Annotated in this window: 21 protein-coding genes, 1 pseudogene and 1 riboswitch; of the genes and pseudogenes, 7 read left to right on the top strand and 15 right to left on the bottom strand. The window is 44.1% G+C overall.

The genetic code is table 11. The features are described 5' to 3' along the window. Positions 1 to 38 precede the first annotated feature (38 nt). The 3 genes from UFB30_RS09840 to UFB30_RS09850 form a co-directional block, all read right to left on the bottom strand. On the bottom strand, positions 39 to 1,040 hold the full coding sequence (locus tag UFB30_RS09840; RefSeq protein ID WP_322421492.1) for an LLM class flavin-dependent oxidoreductase: 1,002 nt from the start codon (positions 1,038 to 1,040) through the stop codon (positions 39 to 41). A gap of 84 nt (positions 1,041 to 1,124) precedes the next feature. Next, entirely contained in the window at positions 1,125 to 2,219 is a 1,095-nt protein-coding gene (locus UFB30_RS09845) for a tetraprenyl-beta-curcumene synthase family protein (protein ID WP_322421493.1), read from the bottom strand. Between the two features lie 15 nt (positions 2,220 to 2,234). Further along, a complete protein-coding gene (locus UFB30_RS09850; protein ID WP_322421494.1) occupies positions 2,235 to 3,038 on the bottom strand; it encodes an alpha/beta hydrolase in 804 nt (267 codons plus the stop codon). 111 nt (positions 3,039 to 3,149) lie between these two features. On the opposite strand from UFB30_RS09850, the gene UFB30_RS09855 reads away from it, so the two are divergent. Continuing rightward, positions 3,150 to 3,683: a gamma carbonic anhydrase gene (locus UFB30_RS09855; RefSeq protein WP_322421495.1), complete on the top strand. Its 534-nt coding sequence runs from the start codon at positions 3,150 to 3,152 to the stop codon at positions 3,681 to 3,683. Between the two features lie 12 nt (positions 3,684 to 3,695). Then, entirely contained in the window at positions 3,696 to 5,195 is a 1,500-nt protein-coding gene (locus UFB30_RS09860) for a potassium/proton antiporter (RefSeq protein ID WP_322421496.1), read from the top strand. Positions 5,196 to 5,416: 221 nt separating this feature from the next. Here UFB30_RS09860 and UFB30_RS09865 read toward each other — a convergent pair whose 3' ends face one another. Then, complete coding sequence (locus tag UFB30_RS09865; protein ID WP_322421497.1) at positions 5,417 to 7,525, bottom strand: type IA DNA topoisomerase; 2,109 nt, start codon at positions 7,523 to 7,525, stop codon at positions 5,417 to 5,419. A gap of 311 nt (positions 7,526 to 7,836) precedes the next feature. After that, positions 7,837 to 9,036, bottom strand: a complete 1,200-nt coding sequence (gene metK / locus UFB30_RS09870; protein WP_322421498.1) for a methionine adenosyltransferase — start codon at positions 9,034 to 9,036, stop codon at positions 7,837 to 7,839. A 157-nt stretch (positions 9,037 to 9,193) separates the two neighbouring features. Beyond that, positions 9,194 to 9,334: riboswitch (SAM riboswitch) on the bottom strand. Positions 9,335 to 9,696: 362 nt separating this feature from the next. On the opposite strand from metK, the gene pckA reads away from it, so the two are divergent. Further along, positions 9,697 to 11,289, top strand: a complete 1,593-nt coding sequence (gene pckA / locus UFB30_RS09875) for a phosphoenolpyruvate carboxykinase (ATP) (RefSeq protein ID WP_322421499.1) — start codon at positions 9,697 to 9,699, stop codon at positions 11,287 to 11,289. 96 nt (positions 11,290 to 11,385) lie between these two features. Here the strand turns inward: pckA and UFB30_RS09880 are convergent, their stop codons facing one another. From UFB30_RS09880 to ytkD, 3 genes are read right to left on the bottom strand one after another with little or no spacing between them, the layout of a single operon-like run. Continuing rightward, positions 11,386 to 11,628, bottom strand: a complete 243-nt coding sequence (locus UFB30_RS09880; protein ID WP_322421500.1) for a DUF2584 family protein — start codon at positions 11,626 to 11,628, stop codon at positions 11,386 to 11,388. 5 nt (positions 11,629 to 11,633) lie between these two features. Then, entirely contained in the window at positions 11,634 to 12,359 is a 726-nt protein-coding gene (locus UFB30_RS09885) for an alpha/beta hydrolase family protein (RefSeq protein ID WP_322421551.1), read from the bottom strand. 55 nt (positions 12,360 to 12,414) lie between these two features. Next, entirely contained in the window at positions 12,415 to 12,900 is a 486-nt protein-coding gene (gene ytkD / locus UFB30_RS09890) for an RNA deprotection pyrophosphohydrolase (RefSeq protein ID WP_322421501.1), read from the bottom strand. An 87-nt stretch (positions 12,901 to 12,987) separates the two neighbouring features. On the opposite strand from ytkD, the gene UFB30_RS09895 reads away from it, so the two are divergent. After that, the gene (locus UFB30_RS09895; RefSeq protein ID WP_322421502.1) at positions 12,988 to 13,833 is read left to right on the top strand and encodes a DUF6612 family protein; all 846 of its coding nucleotides are present in this window, start codon (positions 12,988 to 12,990) and stop codon (positions 13,831 to 13,833) included. Positions 13,834 to 14,158: 325 nt separating this feature from the next. Here the strand turns inward: UFB30_RS09895 and UFB30_RS09900 are convergent, their stop codons facing one another. Then, complete coding sequence (locus UFB30_RS09900) at positions 14,159 to 14,506, bottom strand: hydrolase (protein ID WP_322421503.1); 348 nt, start codon at positions 14,504 to 14,506, stop codon at positions 14,159 to 14,161. Between the two features lie 132 nt (positions 14,507 to 14,638). Between UFB30_RS09900 and UFB30_RS09905 the strand changes: the two genes are divergently transcribed. Next, on the top strand, positions 14,639 to 14,872 hold the full coding sequence (locus UFB30_RS09905) for a DUF6154 family protein (protein WP_322421504.1): 234 nt from the start codon (positions 14,639 to 14,641) through the stop codon (positions 14,870 to 14,872). A 62-nt stretch (positions 14,873 to 14,934) separates the two neighbouring features. Here the strand turns inward: UFB30_RS09905 and UFB30_RS09910 are convergent, their stop codons facing one another. Then, the gene (locus UFB30_RS09910; protein ID WP_322421505.1) at positions 14,935 to 15,123 is read right to left on the bottom strand and encodes a putative motility protein; all 189 of its coding nucleotides are present in this window, start codon (positions 15,121 to 15,123) and stop codon (positions 14,935 to 14,937) included. A 72-nt stretch (positions 15,124 to 15,195) separates the two neighbouring features. Continuing rightward, a complete protein-coding gene (locus UFB30_RS09915; RefSeq protein WP_435390859.1) occupies positions 15,196 to 15,642 on the bottom strand; it encodes a Dps family protein in 447 nt (148 codons plus the stop codon). A 137-nt stretch (positions 15,643 to 15,779) separates the two neighbouring features. Between UFB30_RS09915 and yidD the strand changes: the two genes are divergently transcribed. Both yidD and UFB30_RS09925 read left to right on the top strand, forming a co-directional pair. Further along, on the top strand, positions 15,780 to 16,019 hold the full coding sequence (gene yidD, locus UFB30_RS09920) for a membrane protein insertion efficiency factor YidD (protein WP_322421507.1): 240 nt from the start codon (positions 15,780 to 15,782) through the stop codon (positions 16,017 to 16,019). Positions 16,020 to 16,111: 92 nt separating this feature from the next. Beyond that, complete coding sequence (locus tag UFB30_RS09925) at positions 16,112 to 17,296, top strand: metal ABC transporter solute-binding protein, Zn/Mn family (RefSeq protein WP_322421508.1); 1,185 nt, start codon at positions 16,112 to 16,114, stop codon at positions 17,294 to 17,296. Between the two features lie 55 nt (positions 17,297 to 17,351). Here UFB30_RS09925 and menC read toward each other — a convergent pair whose 3' ends face one another. The 4 genes and pseudogenes from menC to menH all read right to left on the bottom strand — a co-directional run. Further along, a complete protein-coding gene (gene menC, locus UFB30_RS09930; protein WP_322421509.1) occupies positions 17,352 to 18,455 on the bottom strand; it encodes an o-succinylbenzoate synthase in 1,104 nt (367 codons plus the stop codon). Further along, the gene (locus tag UFB30_RS09935; protein ID WP_322421510.1) at positions 18,442 to 19,872 is read right to left on the bottom strand and encodes an o-succinylbenzoate--CoA ligase; all 1,431 of its coding nucleotides are present in this window, start codon (positions 19,870 to 19,872) and stop codon (positions 18,442 to 18,444) included. The genes menC and UFB30_RS09935 overlap by 14 nt, the downstream gene beginning before the upstream one ends. Before the next feature lie 192 nt (positions 19,873 to 20,064). Beyond that, positions 20,065 to 20,883, bottom strand: coding sequence for a 1,4-dihydroxy-2-naphthoyl-CoA synthase (gene menB, locus UFB30_RS09940; protein ID WP_322421552.1), 819 nt, complete (start codon positions 20,881 to 20,883; stop codon positions 20,065 to 20,067). A 48-nt stretch (positions 20,884 to 20,931) separates the two neighbouring features. Next, positions 20,932 to 21,714, bottom strand: a pseudogene (menH, locus tag UFB30_RS09945) (2-succinyl-6-hydroxy-2,4-cyclohexadiene-1-carboxylate synthase); the annotation flags it as partial. Position 21,715: the final 1 nt, after the last annotated feature.

Consider the following 21,715-nt stretch of genomic DNA (forward strand, 5'->3'; position numbering starts at 1 on the left):
GTGTTCTAAAAGGAATAAAACGTTCTGCTTCGAGCGACCTACAGCATTCTCTCCGCAATCCGCTTAAATGAATTCAGTTTATCCTCAAAATCATACGCAATTGTCGTCAGCATAATTTCATCTGTATCATATTCTTCTGCAAGTCTGTGCAGTTCTTTTTCAACATGATCAACATCACCAATGACCATGCGCTTCCGGTTCTCAAGGATACGCAGCCTTTCAAAGTGGCTGTAGTCATAAGACATTGCTTTTTCAGGACTTGGTGTGCCTTTAGATGGCATGCCCTGCTCCAGCATGACCATAGAAAGATCAAGGCTTGATGCGATCCGCTCTGCATCCCCCATTGTTTCACCGCAGATTGTAAATACGGCAACTGAGTGCTTTGGTTTGCGATAGTATTTTGAAGGCTTAAACCGTCTCAGATATTGCTGGGTATATGACGGTCCTCCCTGTCCGTTAATAAACAGCGCAAATGTATAGGGCACACCCATTTCAGCTGCAAGCGCCGCAGAGGATGGACTTGAGCCGAGCATCCAGAGGTCCGGAACTGTCTGTGTGACTGGTGTCGCTTTAATGTTGCCGTATGGATGATCCTCTGGCACGTCATCATGCAGGTATTGCAGCAGTTCTGCAACCTGTTCAGGGTACCGGTTCACGTCACGCGGCTTCCCGTCTGACAGTGCGTAGGATGCTCTCGGCATTCCACCTGGCGCACGGCCGATACCGACATCAATCCGGCCCGGTGTCAACCCTTCAAGCACTTTAAAGTTTTCAGCTACTTTATAAGCACTGTAATGCGGCAGCATCACACCGCCTGAGCCTACTTTGATCCGTTCTGTTTTCGCTGCTAAATGGGCAATCAGCACTTCCGGGGAAGACCCTGCGAGTGTCGGCGTATCATGATGCTCAGATACCCAGAACCGCTTGAATCCAAGGCGGTCAGCAAGCTGTGCGAGTTCAACCGTCTGCTCAAGCCCCTGTTCTGCTGTGCCTCCTTCAGAAATAGATGACTGATCTAATATACTTAATGTCAATGACATAAACTTCACTCCTCTCATCCACCATTATTGTAAAAACCATTTAAAAAGTCGAATATTCCGCTTAGCGAAACATTCGACCTTTTATTATATACGGCTTTCTTTTACATAAATGCTCCCTGACAGAACCTTCATGACATTTCTGTATGCTCTTCCGTTAATATAAAAGAAAAAGCTGACTGCTCCACTGGAACGGATCATTTTTCTCGCAAGGCTACGGACCTTTTTCTGGCTGTTCACTTTATCGTCAGACAGATATACGCCGAGAAGCCCCCTGTTGATCAGCATGTGGAATCTGCTGTGCGGCAGTTTCTTTGTATGTCTGTCCGCCTCCTGGACGAAATGCTGAAGTCTTTTGAAGAGGTTTTCAGGATCTTTATAGTAAAAACAGAAATTTAAATCCCCCTCTTCCCTATCTTCTTCCTGATCAATAAAATAATCGAGCAGAATGTGAAGCCCCTGTATGTAAGGAAAATACCCTTCCCTGATCACAGCTGCATATTCAGGTTTAAAATCCGGTCTGAGTGCATAGGAGACAAGGCAGAAAATGCCGAGAGTTGAGCCTGTACATGCTGAAAACTCAAACCATTCCATCTCAGGAAAGTCACTGCGGTGTGTTTCAAACCACTGCTGCAGCCGTTCTTCCCTTTCTTCCTCAGCAACGTGCTTATGGATCTGAAGCTCACAGTAAATATGCGAGAGATAAAGTAACTCATCCTTAATCAATGGATAGTTCGGAATTCTCGAGAGAACCTCCTGACAGCGGGTAACCAGTCCTGCTAAATAGTGATTCTCACTATCATCTCTCATTTGATAATAATTACCCGGGACCGCACCGACTGTTAACGCATCCCCCATTGCCTGATGAAGTGCTGCAAAGTCCTCCGGATCCAGTGAAGTACTGCGGTCACACAGATTATCAAGGTAATCACTGATCGTCTGATAGGCCACGATGAATTCAATGGCATCACGCTTCCCTTTTAATGCCAATAGAGACAGTATTCCACCGCCTTCACAGTGAAAAGCTTTATCTGTCAGACTGTCGAGCGCCTGCTTCCTTAATTCCTCATTTTCAATCTGCAAAGCTTTTTGTTTCCAGGCATAGAGCTCCCTGTGTACAATCGGAAATACTTTGCGGTATACCTGATTCATCAGAAATAACGGTTCATTCGGAACTGCCATGTGCTTCCACCTCTTTTATAAATCATAGCCGATTGATCTTAAACGATTTTTGACAAATGATTCTGCGTAGTGAAAAACTTCATCCCGTTCTGGTTCATTGAATAGTTCATGATAACATTGTGTCCACTCTTTATACTGAAATTCATTAAGGTTATGTGAGAGCAGCCATTTCTTCCCGACTGCCGTATCGACAAGCTTATTCTGCCCGCTTTGCATTAAGAGTAACGGGATATCAGGAAATTCGCTGTCCTCTGCCAATGTCTGTTTCATTGCAAAAAGCATTTCCCTGTACCATCTGACTGACACCCTTGATACGTAAATAGGATCCTCGAGGTCAAGCTCTATAATCTCTTCATTACGCGTAGCATCCTGCACAGTAAAGCCAAAGGTAAAGCGGTGCTCCGGCGATAACCTGTTCAGACTGCCTGAAAGCAGATGACTGAACTTTGACGGTGTATGCTCATAGGCAAAGCTTGGATTAGACAGCATTAATCCGGCAATTTCATATTTCTTTTTATACATCATTCTGACTGCGATTAAGCCGCCCAGTCCCTGCCCAAGTATAAAGATAGGCAGGTTAAATAACATTGCTGCTTCAATCCACTGGCCGACCGCCGTCTCATATTCTTTAAAAGAGTCAATATGTCCTCTTTCTGTACGCTTGACCATTCCCTGCCCCGGCAGGTCACCCATTACCACGTGATAGCCTCGCGCGCGCCACATTTCAATTAACCAGCCGTATCTGGCATGATGCTCAAGTTCCCCATGAATCATCACGATCACACCATGTGCAATTCCATCTGTTTCCCATTTCCACACGACAAGAACACCTGCCTTTCAAATTCTTAGAAGTCTGTATTGTGAAGTATTCCGTGTGCCTGTGTTAAAATAAACTATATCATATTTCATATTGGACACAGGAGTGATTTGATGATTCTTTCATATAAAGGACATACCCCTTCTATTGACGAAAGTGTATACATATCAAAAACATCCACTGTATCAGGGGATGTAAAAATCGGTCCTGAATCCAGCGTCTGGCCGGGAGCTGTTATACGCGGTGACGTATCCCCGACAAGAATCGGTCAAAAAGTAAATATTCAGGATCTGTCCATGCTGCATCAGAGTCCGAATCTTCCGCTCATCATTGAGGATGAAGTGACAATCGGGCATCAGGTAACCCTTCACAGCTGTACAATCCGGAAACACGCATTGATCGGAATGGGATCTATTATTCTCGATGGTGCAGAAATCGGAGAAGGCGCATTTATTGGAGCCGGCAGCCTCGTCCCACCCGGCAAAAAAATTCCTGCAGGGATGATGGCATTCGGGCGCCCGGCAAAAGTTGTGCGCGAAGTGAATGAAGAAGACCGTGCTGATATGCAGCGGATTGTGAGAGAATACGCTGAAAAAGCACAGGCTTATAAAGAGGCTGAAAAACTTCATGCTGGAGATGATGTCTAATGAGTGACCACTATGCTGATTGAATCGTTTGGTAATGATTCATTCATACTCCTTACAGGCTTACTGCTGATCACAGGTATACTGGTAGCGAAATTCTCCAATAAATGGGGGCTGCCGGCGCTTGTATTGTTTATTGTGATCGGGATGGCCGTTGGCAGTGATGGTCTTGGTATTGTTTATTTCGATGACGCCCGCGCAGCTCAGCTGATCGGGATTTTTTCACTGGTTATTATTCTTTTCGAAGGTGGTATGCAGACGAAGTGGGAAACTGTCCGCGCAGTTGCACTCCCTTCACTTTCGCTTGCTACATTCGGTGTCATCATAACTTCTGGCATTGTGGGGTATGCGGCATATTTGATATTTGATGTCACGCTGCTCGAAGGATTACTTTTCGGTGCAATTGTCGGGTCAACAGATGCTGCTGCGGTTTTCTCGGTTTTAAAGGAACGGAATATTAAAGCCAAAATGGGTGCTACACTCGAAGCGGAGTCTGGAACGAATGATCCAATGGCCGTTTTCCTGACCTTATCATTTATTGAACTGATTTTGAATGAAAACTCCTCGATCTGGGGTTTGATTCCTTCTTTTATTCTTCAGATGGGTGCGGGTCTTGCACTCGGACTGATTCTTGGACGAATCGCTTCTTTCGCACTGAATCGGATCAAGCTTGATTCAAGTGGACTTTATCCAATCTTTTCGGTTTCATTTGCACTATTAACTTACAGTGTTACTGCAATCATTGGCGGTAGTGGCTTTCTGGCAGTTTATGTGGCTGCATTAATTATAGGAAATAACGAATTAACGTACCGCTATTCTATTTTTCAGTTTAATGAGGGCTTCGCCTGGATGTCTCAGATCCTGATGTTTATTATCCTTGGGCTGCTAGTCTTCCCTGGTGAACTATTCTCTGTCAACATTGTCATCAGCGGACTGATTCTTTCAGTGATTCTGATCTTTATCGCCCGGCCGATTGCAGTTTTCTTATCAGTTGCAGGAATGAAATATAAAATGAAGGAAAGAATCTTCATTTCATGGGCCGGCTTAAGAGGGGCAGTCCCAATCGTTCTGGCAACATTCCCTGTCGTGGCAGGTCTTGAGAACGGTCAGCTTTTCTTTAATGTAGTATTCTTTATCGTCCTGACGTCTACATTACTTCAGGGCTCTACCATTTCTTATGTAGCAAAAAAGCTTGACCTTGTCGGACCGAAGAAAGATACGCCTCACCATTCTCTGGAGCTCATTTCGATTGGTAAAGCCAATGCGGAAATGATCCAGTTCCATACGAATAGAGACGTGGAAATCGTCGGGAAAAAGCTGAAGGATTTGGAATTCCCGCATCAGGCGACGATTAGTGCAATCGTGCGTAACGATCAGCTGATTAGCCCCTATGGTGAAACTCAGATCAAAGCTGGAGATTTCCTGTATATTCTTGTGAATACAAAGCATAAGGACGAAGTGAAGAGACTGCTTGAAGAGAAAAAGAAAAAGCCGCAGGACGCTGCCGGTAAATAAAAGTAAAAGGCTGGGACAAACGTTTCAGCCTTTTAAAATCGTTTCGCTGCACTTCAGGCGGACGCTTTCCGGACGGAGGTCGCTAAGCCTCCTCGCCTTCGGCTGCGGGGTCTCAGCTTCCCTCTATTCGTCCCGGAGTCGCCGCCTTACGCTCCGCTACACTAAATGTACTTTCAATAAAAAAAGTTAGTCACCTATTATCTTTTTGCCATACTCGCTTTTTACTTAAACTCCATTTCAATCTTCCCATCCTTTAACACCAGACGGGCACTGAATGTTTTACCTGCTTTACTTTTAAATCCTTTGATCATCCCGGTCTTTCCTTTTTCACAAAGCGCCTTGATCTGCGCATCCGAGATTTTCTTTTTCAAGAGCATTTTAGGCAGCGTCTGTCTGCATCCCTGCTTGTAATCACTGCACCCAAAGAAGCCGCCTTTATCCACCATGACGCCTTTTTTGCACCTTGGACAAACAGGCATGACAGAGGATTTTTTCTGAGCGCTTCCCGCAACGGCTTTGACATTTCCCATCTGTTTGGGCGCTTCTGTAATCATATGCTGAATGAATTTTGCGATATTGTTTAAAAAGGCTTCCTGGCTACCTTCTTTTCTGCCGATCTTTTTTAAATACGTTTCCCATCTCGCCGTCATTTCAGGACTGCTTAACAGCGTTCCTCCAATGACCTGACAGAGCGTGACACCTTTGTCTGTGACTGAAACTGTATTTTTTGTCACCTTAATATACTGCTGCTTTTTTAACGTATCAATAATAGAAGCACGGGTCGCCTCTGTGCCGATTCCTTCAACTTCCTTCAGCATTGCCTGATCCTGTTCATCTTCAAGCATTTTGCCGGCCGTTTTCATCATCGTGATGAGCTGACCCTCTGTGTACGGTTTAGGCGGCTTTGTCATATCATCTTTAATATTCACAACTGATGCGATTACATCACCTGTTTTAAGCGCAGGGAGGATCGTATCTTTTTTCTCCTTTTCGCTGAACAGCTCTTTCCAGCCGCGCTTTTTCTCAACTGTTCCTTTCACGCTGAAAATGAGTCCCTGGATATCTACATCAATCTGCGTTTCTTCATAATGATAATCATCATGGAACATTGCAAGGGTGCTGCCGAGAATTTCGTTATAAATGTTTTTTTCCATTGGCTTCAGTTTTTCAATTCTGTCGGTCGTCAGCACTTTTTTAGTTGGAATAATCGCATAGTGCTCCTGTACTTTGCTGTCCTGTACATACTTCGGCCGCGGCTTCGGGTGAGCTGTTTCAAAAGATGTCCCTGCTGCAGCTTTCATAGCGTCAAGCTGACCGGATAAATAACGGAATTCACTCATCGTGATGAACTGACAATCTGTACGCGGGTAGGATACCAGCTTTTTTTCATACAGATCCTGCACCGTTTTCAGTACGTTGGATGGACTGTATTTATAGCGTCTGTTCATTTTTGCCTGCAGTGATGACAGACTGTGCAGACTCGGCGCCTGCATCTTCTTCAGCTTTTTCTCCGCTTTTACGACTGTCCCTTTAGTTTCAGCATTATTTTCGATCCCATGCTGCTTCAGCGTATCTTCTGCTTCTTCTCTCTTTTTAAAAGTGGTTTTATGCTTTGTCTGAAAAGCCTTTCCACTCTCTTTATGGTCCGCAATCAGCTGAAAGAACGGTTCAGGCTTAAAGTTTTCAATCTCATGCTGCCTCTGCCAGATCATATATAAAGTCGGCGTCTGAACACGCCCGAGACTGAATGGACCATCTACCCCTTTTTCCTGTAAAAGCAATGTGTAAAGCCTTGAGATATTCATTCCGACCAGCCAGTCACTGACCTGTCTCGTCTGCGCTTCATCATATAGTGAAAGATAATCTTCACCATTACGCAGCTCCTGAAACCCTTTTCTGATCACATCTTTTTCAAGCGAGTTAATCCATAAACGCTTTGTCGGCTTATGCATCATTCCTGCCTGCTCAATAATGGACCTTGCAATATTCTCCCCTTCTCTGTCACTGTCAGTCGCTACAACAATCTGATCTGCTTTTCTGAGAAGTCCTTTGACAATATTGAATTGTGCACGCTTTGCGTATGGCACTGTAAACTTAAATTCTTCCGGAATCATCGGCAGCGTATCAAGCTTCCACCGCTTCCACTCAGGCTTGTACTTCTGAGGTTCCTCTAATGAAACTAAATGACCGAATCCCCATGTAATAGCCGCTCCGCCCGGGAACAATGGATCTTCAATATGAAAATAGCCATCTGTTTTTCTGGATGTGTGAAAAGCATCTGCATAGCTTTTTGCCTGTGAAGGTTTTTCTGCGAGAATGACTGTAAACAAAGGAATTCCTCCTAGTATTGGTCCGAAGCATCAATCGGGGATTTGTGTTCTTATCATATCATGGGACGGGTGAGATGGCGAACACTTATTCTGGGGTGTGGTTCGTGAGGGGAGGTTCGGAGAATGATTGTCGATGTTCGGAGATTACATGCCGGTGTTCAAAGAATAACAGGAGGTGTTCGGAGAAAAAACGGGGTGGTTCAAAGAATATCACGCCTTGTTCTTAGAAAAGTGAAATTTGACCTATGCCCAATCAACAAAAAATCCGGAATATATCACAAAAGATATATTCCGGACGGTTGTTATTAATATTATACGTTAGCGTCTTTCTTCAGCGCATCTGCTTTGTCTGTTCTTTCCCATGGAAGGTCAAGATCATTACGGCCGAAGTGTCCGTAAGCAGCTGTCTGCTTGTAGATCGGGCGGCGAAGGTCAAGCATTTTAATAATGCCTGCAGGACGAAGGTCAAAGTGATTACGGATCAGCTCAACCAGTGTATCCTCTTCCACTTTACCGGTACCGAACGTGTTAACAGAAATTGATACAGGCTGCGCTACGCCGATTGCGTATGCAAGCTGTACTTCACATTTATCAGCAAGGCCTGCTGCAACAATGTTCTTTGCAACATAACGTGCAGCATAAGCACCTGAACGGTCAACTTTAGTTGCATCCTTACCTGAGAATGCACCGCCGCCGTGGCGTGCATATCCACCGTAAGTATCTACGATGATCTTACGGCCAGTCAGACCAGCATCTCCCTGAGGTCCGCCGATTACAAAGCGTCCAGTCGGGTTGATGAAGTATTTAGTCTCTTCATCAATTAATTCTGCCGGTACCACGTGATTGATCACGTGCTCCTTCAGGTTACGCTGAATACGCTCAAGACTGACTTCCGGGTGGTGCTGTGTTGAAATAACAATTGTATCTACGCGAACCGGCTTGTCATTTTCATCATATTCAACTGTTACCTGTGTCTTACCATCAGGACGAAGGTAAGGAAGGATATCTTCTTTACGTACTTCAGTCAGACGGCGTGACAGTTTATGTGCAAGTGAAATTGGCAGTGGCATCAATTCAGCTGTTTCGTTATTTGCATAACCGAACATAAGCCCCTGGTCGCCGGCACCGATTGATTCGATTTCAGCGTCAGTCATTTGGCTTTCACGGTCTTCAAGCGCACGGTCAACTCCTGCAGCGATGTCAGGTGACTGCTCATCAATAGAAGTTAATACTGCACAAGTATCCGCATCAAAACCGTATTTAGCACGTGTATAACCGATTTCCTTGATCGTCTCACGCACGATCTTAGGGATATCTACATAAGTAGAAGTTGAGATTTCTCCCGCTACCAGAACAAGTCCGGTTGTAACAGAAGTTTCGCACGCCACGCGGGCATTCGGATCATCCTTCAGAATTGCATCAAGAATTGAATCAGAAATCTGATCACAGATTTTATCCGGATGTCCCTCAGTTACGGACTCGGATGTAAATAAACGACGTTTAACAGACATATAAGTCTCCTCCTTGTGAAGCAAATAGTCGACGGTACTCATTACCCTTAGAGATCGAACGTTAACCTACCAGATCATCCAAGTTTCGGCTAAAAATAAAAGAAACCTCTCCCCAATTACATGTTTGAGGAAAGGTTCATAATCAGTTCGCCTTTCACTCTTATCGTTCAAGACAAAAGTCTTGCTCCAGGTTAGCACCTTCGCTCTAAATTGTTGGACCGCAAAAGCATCATGCTTTTTTGCAGAGCAGGTTGCTGGGTTTCATAGGGCCTGTCCCTCCACCAGCTCGGGATAAGAGTATCCGTTCAAAAAACTATCATACGGAAATGCATGTCCAATGTCAATCATAATATACAATTATAGATAATAAGTTAGTTTCTACATAAATGTATCTTAGTATCAGCAGCGTTGATCGCAGTGGAAGGCGGCGACTCCGGGACGATTAGTTGGAAGCTGAGACCCCGCAGCCGTAGGCGAGGAGGCTCAGCAACAACCGTCCGGAAAGCGTCCGCCTGAAACGGAGATCAGACGCCAAAATTCTAAATCCAAACAATTTAAGAATTTTTAACGAAATCACCAATTAGTATAGACTATTAATTTGAATGTGTTATACTAATTTCGAACAAAGGTGAATGACTTACTGAAAAGGTGGGAGATAACATGACAACAATCCGAAACACTTCAGAATTAAAAGAACTATTAATGAGCGAACGCGTGAATAAAAACCTTTCTGTACCTCAATTAGTGGAAAAAGTATTAATGAGAGAAGAAGGTACATTAACTTCTACCGGTGCTGTGAAAGCAGAAACCGGAACTTATACAGGCCGCTCACCTAAAGATAAATTTATTGTAGATGAGCCTTCTGTGCGCGACAAAATTGACTGGGGTAAAGTCAATCAGCCGATCTCTGAGGATTCATTTGACCGTTTATATACAAAAGTGCTGAATCACCTCGGTGAAAAAGAAGAAGTATTTGTGTTTGAAGGATTTGCAGGAGCTGACGCTGCTTCCCGCCTTCCGATCCGTGTCGTAAATGAGCGTGCATGGCATAACCTTTTTGCTCACCAGCTGTTTATCAGACCTGAAAAAGGTGAAGCCTGGACCAGCCAAAATGAGTCGCCATTTACAATTTTATCGGCTCCATCATTAAAAGCAGATCCTCAAACAGATGGAACGAATTCAGAAACGTTTATCGTTGTATCGTTTGAACAGAGAACGATTTTAATTGGCGGAACTGAATATGCAGGTGAGATGAAAAAATCAATATTCTCAGTCATGAATTACCTGCTGCCTCAAAATGATATCCTGCCGATGCACTGTTCTGCAAATGTTGGTGCTGAAGGCGATGTTGCATTGTTCTTCGGACTTTCAGGAACTGGTAAAACAACGCTGTCTGCAGATGCTGACCGTAAGCTCATTGGGGATGATGAGCACGGCTGGTCTGATAATGGCGTATTCAATATTGAAGGCGGATGCTACGCGAAATGTATTAACCTTTCACAGGAAAAGGAGCCACAGATCTTTGATGCAATCCGCTTTGGTTCAGTACTTGAAAATGTTGTACTTGACCCTGAAACACATGAAGCGGACTATGATGATTCATCACTGACTGAAAATACACGTGCAGCCTATCCACTGCAGGCGATGAGAAATATCGTGGATCCGAGCAGAGCCGGTCACCCGAATACGATTGTATTCCTGACTGCTGATGCATTTGGCGTATTGCCTCCAATCGCCAAACTGACAAAAGAACAGGCGATGTACCACTTCCTGAGCGGCTATACATCTAAGCTTGCAGGTACTGAAAGAGGTATTACTGAACCGGAAGCAACGTTCTCAACGTGCTTCGGATCTCCTTTCCTGCCACTTGAGCCGACAGTATACGCTGAAATGCTCGGTAAAAAGCTTGAAGAGCACGATGCTGAAGTATACCTAGTGAATACAGGATGGACTGGCGGAGCATATGGCACTGGTTCTCGTATGAAGCTTGCCTACACAAGAGCCATGGTCAGAGCTGCACTACACGGTGAACTGGCAAACGCTGAAACAGCTAAGAATGGGCTGTTCGGACTTGAAACACCGCTTCACGTACCTGGTGTGCCTGATGATGTGCTGCAGCCACGATTTGCATGGAAGAATGAAAGTGAATACGAAGAAAAAGCGATGGAACTTGCAATGAAATTTAAAGAGAACTTTAAGAAGTTCACAAGCGTGGATGAGCGAATCGCCAAACTTGGTGGTCCAGTCGTATAATTCAAAAAAGATGAGACACTTTTGTCTCATCTTTTTTTATTCGTTTCACTGCGCTTCACTATGATATCTTTTATTTAATTCGCATTATAATAATAATTAGTTTGTAGACTCCAATGACTTCATTTCAAAATAAATGGTTGTCTTCTGACCGGTCCACTCTAATTTATAGATTTCCGCAACTCCGCGGACTTCACCTGCAATTGAGTTTTTCACTTCCAGTGGAATATGCATTGGGTACAGCCTGTACTCATCTTTCACCAGCTTGAAAAAGTTATTTTCAATTCTCTCTTCTCTTCCTTTTGTCACAATCATCGTGTTTAATTCCAACGGCATGCCCATGAGATTCAGCTCCTTTGTTTTTTCATCCAGTCTGTGAGTTTCTTTACTGTCGCAATGTTATCAAGCGGTGGAAATGCATGATGAAAATCCGGATAATACCAGCTCTCCACCTTTTTATGATGCTCTTTCAGCTTTTGTTCCAACTGATAAGCGTGCTCCGGTGAAACATTATCATCCAGCTCCCCGTGAATAATCAGCACAGGGCAGTTTATTTTCTCAATTTCATTCAGCGGCGTACGCCAGTCGTAGGCTTCAGGTACTTTTGCCGGGGAACCGCCGATCACACGCTTCATCATCCTTCTCATATCTTTTCGTTCCTGATAGGTCAGCACCATATCTGATACCCCATTCCAGGTCACGACTGATGAAATGCCGGCATCTTCAATTCCTGCAATTAAAGCCATGACGCCCCCTCTTGAAAAGCCGAATACGTGTAAATGACCTGAAAATCCTGGGTGATTCCGTAAAATGATATTCCCATTTACCGCATCCATCCGGTCTTCTCCGGCAAAATCTTCGTTCCCTTCCCCTCCTCTGTTTCCCCGGTAATACGGGGCAAAGACGATAAACCCCTGAGAAGCGAACTGTGCAATTCGGGATGGTCTGACCATACCGATTCCTTTAATGCCGCCACGTAAATATAAAAAGCCGTCATACTTACCTGCTTTTACAGGCTCCGCAAGTAGTCCTTTCACCTTTAAACCTTCAGACCAGTATAGAACTTCATGCATGATAATCGCAGGGTTTGGCGATGGATAAGGATATTTTCGAATGATTTCTCCGTTTTTACCCAATGCTCCTCCCTCCGTCCAATTTCTGCTCAATATATTCAATGGATAACCTGACCGTTTCATCTTTCATGATAAAACTGAAGTCATCCTGAAAACGTTCAGATAAAAGATCTCCTGTAACCATGACCGGTCCATCCGTTTCATGGTAATCAGATTTCGGTGTAAGTGAAGTCAGGTCGGTATAAAAAACGGATTTGATAATTTCTGGATCTACATCTACTTTATACTGTCCAATATAAATCAGTTCACCAACCTCACCGCCAAGCTCTTCCATGACCTCTCTGGCGGCCGCTTCCACTGGTGACTCCCCATTTTCGACCTTACCTCCAGGGAATTCAAACCCTCTTTTTTTATGTTGGGTCAGAACCCACTGCCCGTTATAGCGTGTTAAAATAAAAACATGCGCAGGCGCTTTTGAAAATGGATGCTGATCATACGAATATGTAACGGTAAAACCATTATCGTCTTTGAATTGATACATAAAAATCACCTTCTTTCGAAATAATTGAAACCTTTTGAAGATTGATCCGTATAATTGGTAAGGACATACTAATTAGGAGATGATTGAATGAAGAAATCAATTCTATTTACAACTGCTGCTTTAACTTTAGCCCTTACAGCATGCAGCGAAACCGCTGAACCTGCTGATGGAAGCAAAGATGCTTCGTCAATGACCCTTGAAGAAGTCTATAGCAAGGCAATTGAAGAAAATAATGAGATTGAGAGTGTAAAATCATCAGCCGTATTGAACCAGAACGTCACAATGGGTGAAGAAGGCTCGATTAATACAGTATCTGAGATTGATATGTCGATTAAAAATGATCCTTTAACCGTTCACCAGGTGAATACAACAAAAATGACAGGTGAAGGAACAGATGGTGAAAGCTTCACTGTCGAATCTTACATGAATGATGAAGGTTTCTTTATGCAGGATCCAACAACAAATGAATGGATGAAGCTCCCTTCCGAAATGTCAGATCAGCTGATGCAGATGAATGAATCCCAATCAAACCCCGGCACCGAGCTTGAAAATCTCGAAGCCTATATCGAAGACTTTTCATTTGAACAAAACGATGACAGTTTTATTTTAACGCTGAACGCTTCGGGTGAAAAGTTTAGTGATATGCTGATTGAGCAGACAGGTGAATTAATGCCAGACCTCGGACTTGGAATTCCGACTGAAGCATTATTTCAGGATACAACGTTTGAAGATGTCTTATATGTGATTACGCTTGATAAAGAAACTTTCCTGATCGAATCACTGGATCTTGATATGACAATGAATATGAAGTTTGCAGAGCAATCTATGATCATGGAACAGAAGCTTGAGTCTGTTTATACTGATTATAACGCTGTTGATGAGGTTACTGTACCACAGGAGGTTATTGAATCTGCTGTGGAGATTGAGCTTTAAAATTGAGAAAAGAGGTTGAGACATTTTTTAAAAATGTTTCAGCCTCTTATTCGTTTCTCTGCGCTTTAGGGGGACGCTTTCCGGACGGAGGTTGCGGGGTCTCTGCTTCCCTCTATTCGTCCCGGAGTCGCCCCCTTACGCTTCGCTGCACTTAAATTTAATTCAATAAATATTAGTTACTAACTCACCCTTTATTACTTAGAGCATTTCTTTTAGAAATCGTTTCGTTGCGCTTCACTATCGTATTTGAAGTCAATTGTTTTATTCATACATTTTATCTATTTGAGACTTAATTAAAAACTTCGACATCTTAATTCAATCTATTTTAATTTTCCCGATCAATAAACGGATGCTCTTCTGTCGGCGGCTTTAACCCCATCGTCACGATATGATTGCGTGCTTCTTCATCTCCGATTTCACCGATCAGCCTATAAATTTTGATCAGGAGATTATCTGATTCCTGATTCGCTTTATCCACATGATAAGGGACTGAAGGCATCTGCCCGGTTAAAAAACCTTCCATCTCACTTTCTTCGTTCCGGTCAAACAGCATTCTCAGCTTTGTAATTTCATCATCAGTCGCATTAACTACAAATTCATAGGGCGAATCAGTCCCGCTTCTTAAAATTTCCCGTCTGGCAACTGACACATAATAAGTGTTTTTCTGCTCCATTTCATCACTCCTCTTCATTCAGTATGTCCAGTAACCATGATCTTCATGATTAGAATTAAGCTTGATGGGTATAGTGGTAGTGAGACATACGAACTACGGATATCCTGGACATTTTGAAAGGAGGACGGGAACGTGAAACTCGTGGATGAAATTTTTGAAATGTATAAAGGTAAAATCCGGGGCAGTCAGGAAGACCTTGATATGATTGCCTTTACAATACTTGAACAGTTGGATCATACTGAACTTCTTGATATGGTAAAAGAGCTGTCAGAGGATGAGCTCGCTTATTTTATTCGTCTATACATAGTTGAATCACTCAAAGGCCGACTTGAACAGTTGGATGATACAAAGACTTTTTATCATTAAATCGTTCTCTGCAAAAAAGATGGGACACCTTTTATCGTGGTGTCCCATCTTTTTTGTGCATCTTACCCTTTCAGGTCAATCGCGTGGCCTTTATGAGGATGCGGAGCAGGAGTGCCGCCCTGGTTATTCATTGCCTCAAGCATCGCGACAGCCCCTGCTGCCTGTTGAGTCATCGCACTGTTCATAATGCTTAAGCTTGCTGTCTGCTGAATTTGTGCTGTTTGCTTTGCCATGATTGAAGAGATTTCCATATCATCACTCCTTTTGACGATTGTACCATTACCCATAAAATAAAGCACCGCCAAAAAGCGGTGCCTGACATATTATTTACCCAGGAATGAACGCAGCATCCATGCGTGCTTTTCAAGACTCTGATGAATAGACAGCAGCATATCGCTCGTCATTTCATCATCGTCCTGCTGCGCGAGCTCCATACCTGATTTTAAATGATCCATTAATGTTTCAAAGTCACTGTTCAGTACTTCCACCATCTGATCAGCGGACTCACCGCCTTCTGCCTCGTGCACAAGTGACAGCTCAAGCGATTCTTTAAGTGTGGCAACCGGCTCCCCTTTTAGTGCAAGCAGTCTTTCTGCAAGCTCATCAATATGAATCGCGGCTTCATTATAAAGCTCTTCAAACTTTTCATGAAGAGTAAAAAACTGATGCCCTTTTACATACCAGTGATAGTTATGTAACTTCGTGTAAAGCACCGTCCAGCTCGCAATTTGTTTGTTCACGTTTTTTACTAATTCAGGATTTGCACTCATCATACATCTTCCTTTCGAATTTAGTGTTCTTCTTATTTTGTACCACTCACTGCCGAAATTAAACGTATGAGCATGTTTCAGTCTTTACAGACGAACTCGTGCTACACTGTAAGTAATGTAATTGCAGAGGTGAAAGTATGAAAAAAATAATGCTTGCTGTGATCCGTTTTTATCAAAAAGGAATTTCTCCGTTAACACCGCCCAGCTGCCGTTTTTACCCTACCTGTTCTCAGTACGGGATTGAAGCGATACAGAAGCACGGCGCTTTTAAAGGCGGTATCATGACAATGATAAGAATCTTAAAGTGCCAGCCACTTCACCCGGGTGGTGTAGACCATGTGCCGGATAATTGGCCGTCAGGAAGAAAAAATTCCTGACGGTTTTCTCTTGCATTCTTTTAAAATTCATAGTAAAGTAACGATTGTTGAATTATAAATCGTAATTATTACTATTTAGAACGAGGTGCAACATGAAGAAAAAATCATTACTAATGTTAGCTGCTGTAGCCCCATGGATACTTGCAGGATGTAATACAGGCTCAGAAGCCGAAGATAACGGAGACGCACTGGAAGTTTACACAACTGTTTACCCGCTACAGTATTTTGCTGAAGAAATCGGCGGAGAGCATGTATCAGTTGATACAATCTATCCACCCGGGTCCGATGAACATACTTTCGAGCCTTCTCAAAGAGATATGATCGACCTTGCAGAGGGAGATGTGTTTTTTTATATCGGTCTTGGACTCGAAGGATTTGTTGAAAATGCAAAAGATGTACTGCAGAGTGAAGATTTAAATATGGTTGCAGCAGATGCGATTTCAGATGAAGAACTTGCAGCTGGAGAACATGACCATGCGCATGAGGATGAAGAAGATGAGCATGCTCATGAAGATGAAGAACATGCTCATGAGGAAGACGAGCACGCTCATGAAGATGAAGAGCATGCACATGAGGAAGACGAGCACGCGCATGAAGATGAAGAGCATGCTCATGAGGAAGACGAGCACGCTCATGAAGATGAAGAGCATGCACATGAGGAAGACGAGCATGCACATGAGGAAGACGAGCACGCGCATGAAGATGAAGAGCATGCTGATAGTGAAGGGCATGAAGGACATAATCATGGTGACACTGACCCTCATGTCTGGCTGGATCCGGTTCTTTCACAGTCATTAGCTGAATCAGTAAAGGATACGTTGATTGAGGAAATGCCAGAGCAGGAAGCTTATTTCACTGAGAACTATGAAAACCTGATTGAGCGTCTTGATGAGCTTGATCATCAGTTTGAAGAGCTTGCAAGTGAAGCTGAACTTAATCAATTCTTTGTTTCTCATGCCGCTTACAGTTACTGGGACAGCCGATATGGTATCGAGCAACAGGCAATTGCGGGTATCTCAACAACTGATGAGCCGTCTCAGCGTGAATTAACTGAACTGATCGAATCAGCTACTTCACAAAATGTAGAATATCTGCTGGTTGAGCAAAATGTATCGTCAAACCTGACAGATGTGATTCAAAGCGAAATCGGTGCTGAGACACTGCCGCTTCACAACCTGTCCGTTTTAACTGACGATGATATCGAGAACGAAGAAACTTATTTCTCACTGATGGAAAAAAATATCGAGTCGCTTAGAACAGCAATGAAAGCTGAATAGAGATTGAAAAAAAGACATCGGTGCAGCTTGCCGATGTCTTTTTTATCGTTAACATTCACTCGGGATATTCAAACCGCTCAAGCGTAACTTCATCAAGCCGCCTTCTATTCAATTCCACACCAATTCCATTGCCCTGAAAAGGCTCAACCAGGCCTTTATTCACAATCAGTTCAGGTGTTGTAATATCCTCTGTCCAATATCTGCTGGAGGCTGACAGATCACCTGGTATGGTAAAGCCGGGCAGCATGGAGATTGCTGCATTGTGTGCTCTTGAGATGCCGAATTCAAGCATCCCACCGCACCAGATTTGAATATCATTTTCCATACATAGATCATGTATCTTTTTCGCCGCTGTGATACCGCCAACCCGTCCGATTTTCAGGTTAATCACCCTGCAGCTTTTAAATGTAATTGCGTTTACTGCTGCCCGGTAGGAATTGATGCTTTCATCAAGACAGATCGGTGTCTTCATCTGAAGCTGGACAGCCGCATGCTCAGCCAGGTCATCCACTGCAAAAGGCTGCTCAATCATTTGCAGACCAAGATCATCAAGTGCCAGAAGGTCTTCTGTATATCCGCTGTAAGCTGAATTCGCATCCGCAAGAATCTGAATCAGAGGAAATTGTTCACGCAACGCCTTAAGCGGGACGAGATCATAGCCTGGACGGATTTTGACTTTGATCCGCTGGTATCCCTGCTCCTGAGCCTGCTCAGCCTGATCAAGCAAATCATCAATGTCTTTAGAACCAATCGCAACACCAGCCAGCGCATGCGTTCGTGATCCCCCGAGACACTCAGATAAAGACACTCCCTTCTGCTTCGCGTACAAATCCCAGACAGCCATATCTACTGCAGCTTTTGCCATCGGATTGCCCCGGACAGATGAGAATCTTTTCTGAAGGTCTTCAGGGTGCCCGAGCGGCTCCTGAAATAAAAGCGGCAACAGGTGATGTTGAATCATCTCCAGGCTGGATGCTACCGTTTCTTCTGTATACCAGGGTGATGAAAAGGCAACACCCTCACCCAGACCGCATTTTCCGTCAGTGTCATATAATTCAAGCACCAGCCCTTCTCGTTCCGTCACTGTTCCAAGACTTGTATGAAAAGGTGTTTTTAACGTCATGCTGATTCTGCTGATGACTGCGCTAGACAGATTCATGATTGATCTCCTCTTTCAGCTTTCTTCTGACAAGCTTCCCTGCTGCATTTCTCGGCAGTTCATTGACAAAGCGGTACATTTTCGGGACTTTATATCCTGCCAGCCGCTTACTGACAAAGTTGTGCAGAGTCTCTTTCTCAACTTCTTCAATGAGGACGATAAAAGCAGCAGGCACTTCCCCCCACCTGTCATCTTTTTTCCCGACAACCCCTGCTTCTTTTACAGCCGGGTGCCCGGAAAGAACGGACTCAACTTCAGCCGGATAAACATTTTCACCGCCTGAAATAATCAGGTCTGAACGGCGGTCAGCGACAAAAAGAAACCCTTCTTCATCCAGGTAGCCCACATCTCCCGTTTTAAGCCATCCCTCTGAAAAAGCTTCCTGAGTCGCTGATGGATTGTTCAGATATCCTTTTGTCACTGAAGGTCCTTTGACAAGAATTTCTCCAATGACATAATCATCGCAACCTTCTCCCTGCTCATCAGTAATTTTAATTTCTCCAGGGAAAAGCGGTTTTCCTGATGCGCCTGTTTTACGTGTGGCATCAGCCGGCGAAAGGGTTGTGAACTGAGAAGCAGTTTCTGTCATGCCGTAAGACTGAAACACCGGTATGTGCTCATCGTGACAGCGTTCAACCATATGTAAAGGTGCCGGTCCCCCGCCAAGAATCATACATCTGAAAAAAGAATGGTAGCGCTCATTTTTAACATCAAGCAGCCGCTCGAGCATGGTTGTAACAACAGATATGATAGAGCCCTTCCCATTTACAAGATCTGCGTGAATGCTGCGTTCATCAAACTTTTCATATAGTCTGACGCCTATTCCGTATATCACACTTCTCATCAGGATTGAATAACCGCTGATATGAAACAGAGGAACCGCACACATCCAGATGTCATCAGGTCGGTGACCAATATTAAAAGCCGATCCTGAAGCACTTGAGAAATGATTATCATAGGTCTGCATCACACCTTTTGGATTGCCTGTGGTACCTGATGTATACATCACCGAGCAGACATCCTCTTCTTCAAATGGCACATATGGCCAGCACTCACCTGTTTTCAGCTCATCAATTGAAATTGCTCTATCTGTGTTTATTACAAACTGATCTTGATAAATCACAAGCTGTGCCTGACTGTCTTTCAGCTGATACTGCCACTCTTTCTGGGACAAACGGTTATTCAGCATTAACACCGGCACACGGATTTTCTGGAGTGCATGGATTAGAAAAACAGATTGAGGCTGATTTGTAATAAGCAGCGCAACAGGTGACTGATTCTGAATATGAGGCGAGATTTTCTCAGCCAATTCAGTCGCTTCTTCATTCATCTCACGGAACGTCCATGCGCTTTTACCGGCATAAAGTCCAATCTGATCAGGCGATAGTAAAGCTCTTTTCTCAAGCCAGCTTTTCATATTCGTTCTCCTTTCTTTATATTCATGATTGCTGAATAAGTTAGTACCAAATTTACCGGGGATTGAGCGGAAGACGGGGACTCCACCGTCCGGCCGCGGAAAACTTCCGCCTGGAGCTTCAATCCCCAGCCGGAGTTTATTATCATATAAAAATGCCCTGCAGGCCGGAGCTCACAGGGCAGACATGTCGATTTAAGGGAAACGAGGGAACTGGCCGAAGTCAGGCTTACGCTTCTCTTTAAAGGCATCGCGGCCTTCTTTTGCTTCATCCGTTGTATAGTAAAGAAGTGTTGCGTCTCCTGCAAACTGCTGAAGACCTGCAAGACCGTCAGTATCTGCATTCATCGCTGCTTTTACAAAGCGCAGTGCAGTCGGGCTCTTCTCAAGCATTTCCTCACACCATTTAACCGTCTCATCTTCAAGCTGATCAAGTGGCACGACTGTGTTTACTAAGCCCATATCAAGCGCTTCTTTTGCATCATACTGACGGCAAAGGAACCAGATTTCACGTGCTTTCTTATGACCGATAATACGTGCAAGGTAGCCTGAACCGTAACCTGCGTCAAATGAACCAACTTTTGGTCCCGTCTGTCCGAAGATTGCGTTATCAGCAGCAATTGTCAGGTCACATACAACGTGTAATACGTGTCCGCCACCAATTGCATAACCTGAAACCATCGCGATAACCGGCTTTGGAATCACACGGATCAGACGCTGAAGGTCAAGTACATTCAGACGCGGAATCTCATCTTCCCCTACATAACCGCCGTGTCCGCGGACGCTCTGGTCTCCACCTGAACAGAATGCTTTATCGCCGACACCGGCAAGCACAATCACGCCTACACTGGAATCGTCACGCGCGTATGCAAAAGCATCGATCAGTTCCATTACTGTTTTCGGACGGAAAGCATTGCGCACTTCCGGACGGTTGATAGAGATCTTTGCAATCCCATTGTACGTTTCATATAAAATATCTTCATAGTTTCGTTCCTGTACCCATTCACGAGTCATGAAAGAAACCTCCTTAATATGTAGTTGAGTTTTTAATAAAAACTCCCTTACCATTGTATCAAATTTTCCCGGCTGTTCCACCTGTATTGCATGCCCGGACTGCAAAATGTTCTGATGAATGGCATTTGGAAGTGATTTTTCCATTTCAGTGGCAATATTGATAAACTTCTGATCCCATTCCCCGGTTAATAGTAAAACCGGCATATGAAGCGTGTGAAGGCTTTCCCAGTATGAAGGCTGACTGCCTGTTCCCATATGACGCAGGCTAGCTGCAAGGCCTTCTTCACTATTTTTCAGCCTGCCTGAACGGATTTCCTGACGCTTTTGAAGGCTTAACTGCTTCTGGGAGTCGAAGAGCGGTAACTGCTCCCACCTGTCAGTAAACCGCTCCACACCTTCCTTTTCAATAAATGAAGTAAGCTCTTCATCACTGATCTTTCTCTGATGCCGCTCTTCAGCTGTCTTCAATCCCGGTGAAGCACTCTCAAGAACCAGACTGCTGACACGGTCCGGGTATATACTCGCAAAAGCTAAAGCCGTTCTTCCGCCCATCGAATAACCGATAAAAGCAGCCTGCCCGATTTCCAGCTGATCAAGTATCTCTTTTATCGACTCACATACATGCTCCATCGAAAAAGATTGCTCATCGCGGACGATTGTCTGACCATGTCCAGGCAGATCAATTGAAATCGCCTGATAGTCATATTTTAGAGCATGTGCAAATCTTGACCAGCTTTCAGCGCTGCCTGTAAAACCGTGCAGTAGCACAACAGGTAGACCGCTGCCGGTTATGTTTACATGATAGGCTCCACCCTTCACATGACATATCATC

This window comes from Jeotgalibacillus haloalkalitolerans (assembly GCF_034427455.1).
Taxonomy (GTDB): Bacteria; Bacillota; Bacilli; order Bacillales; family Jeotgalibacillaceae; genus Jeotgalibacillus; species Jeotgalibacillus haloalkalitolerans.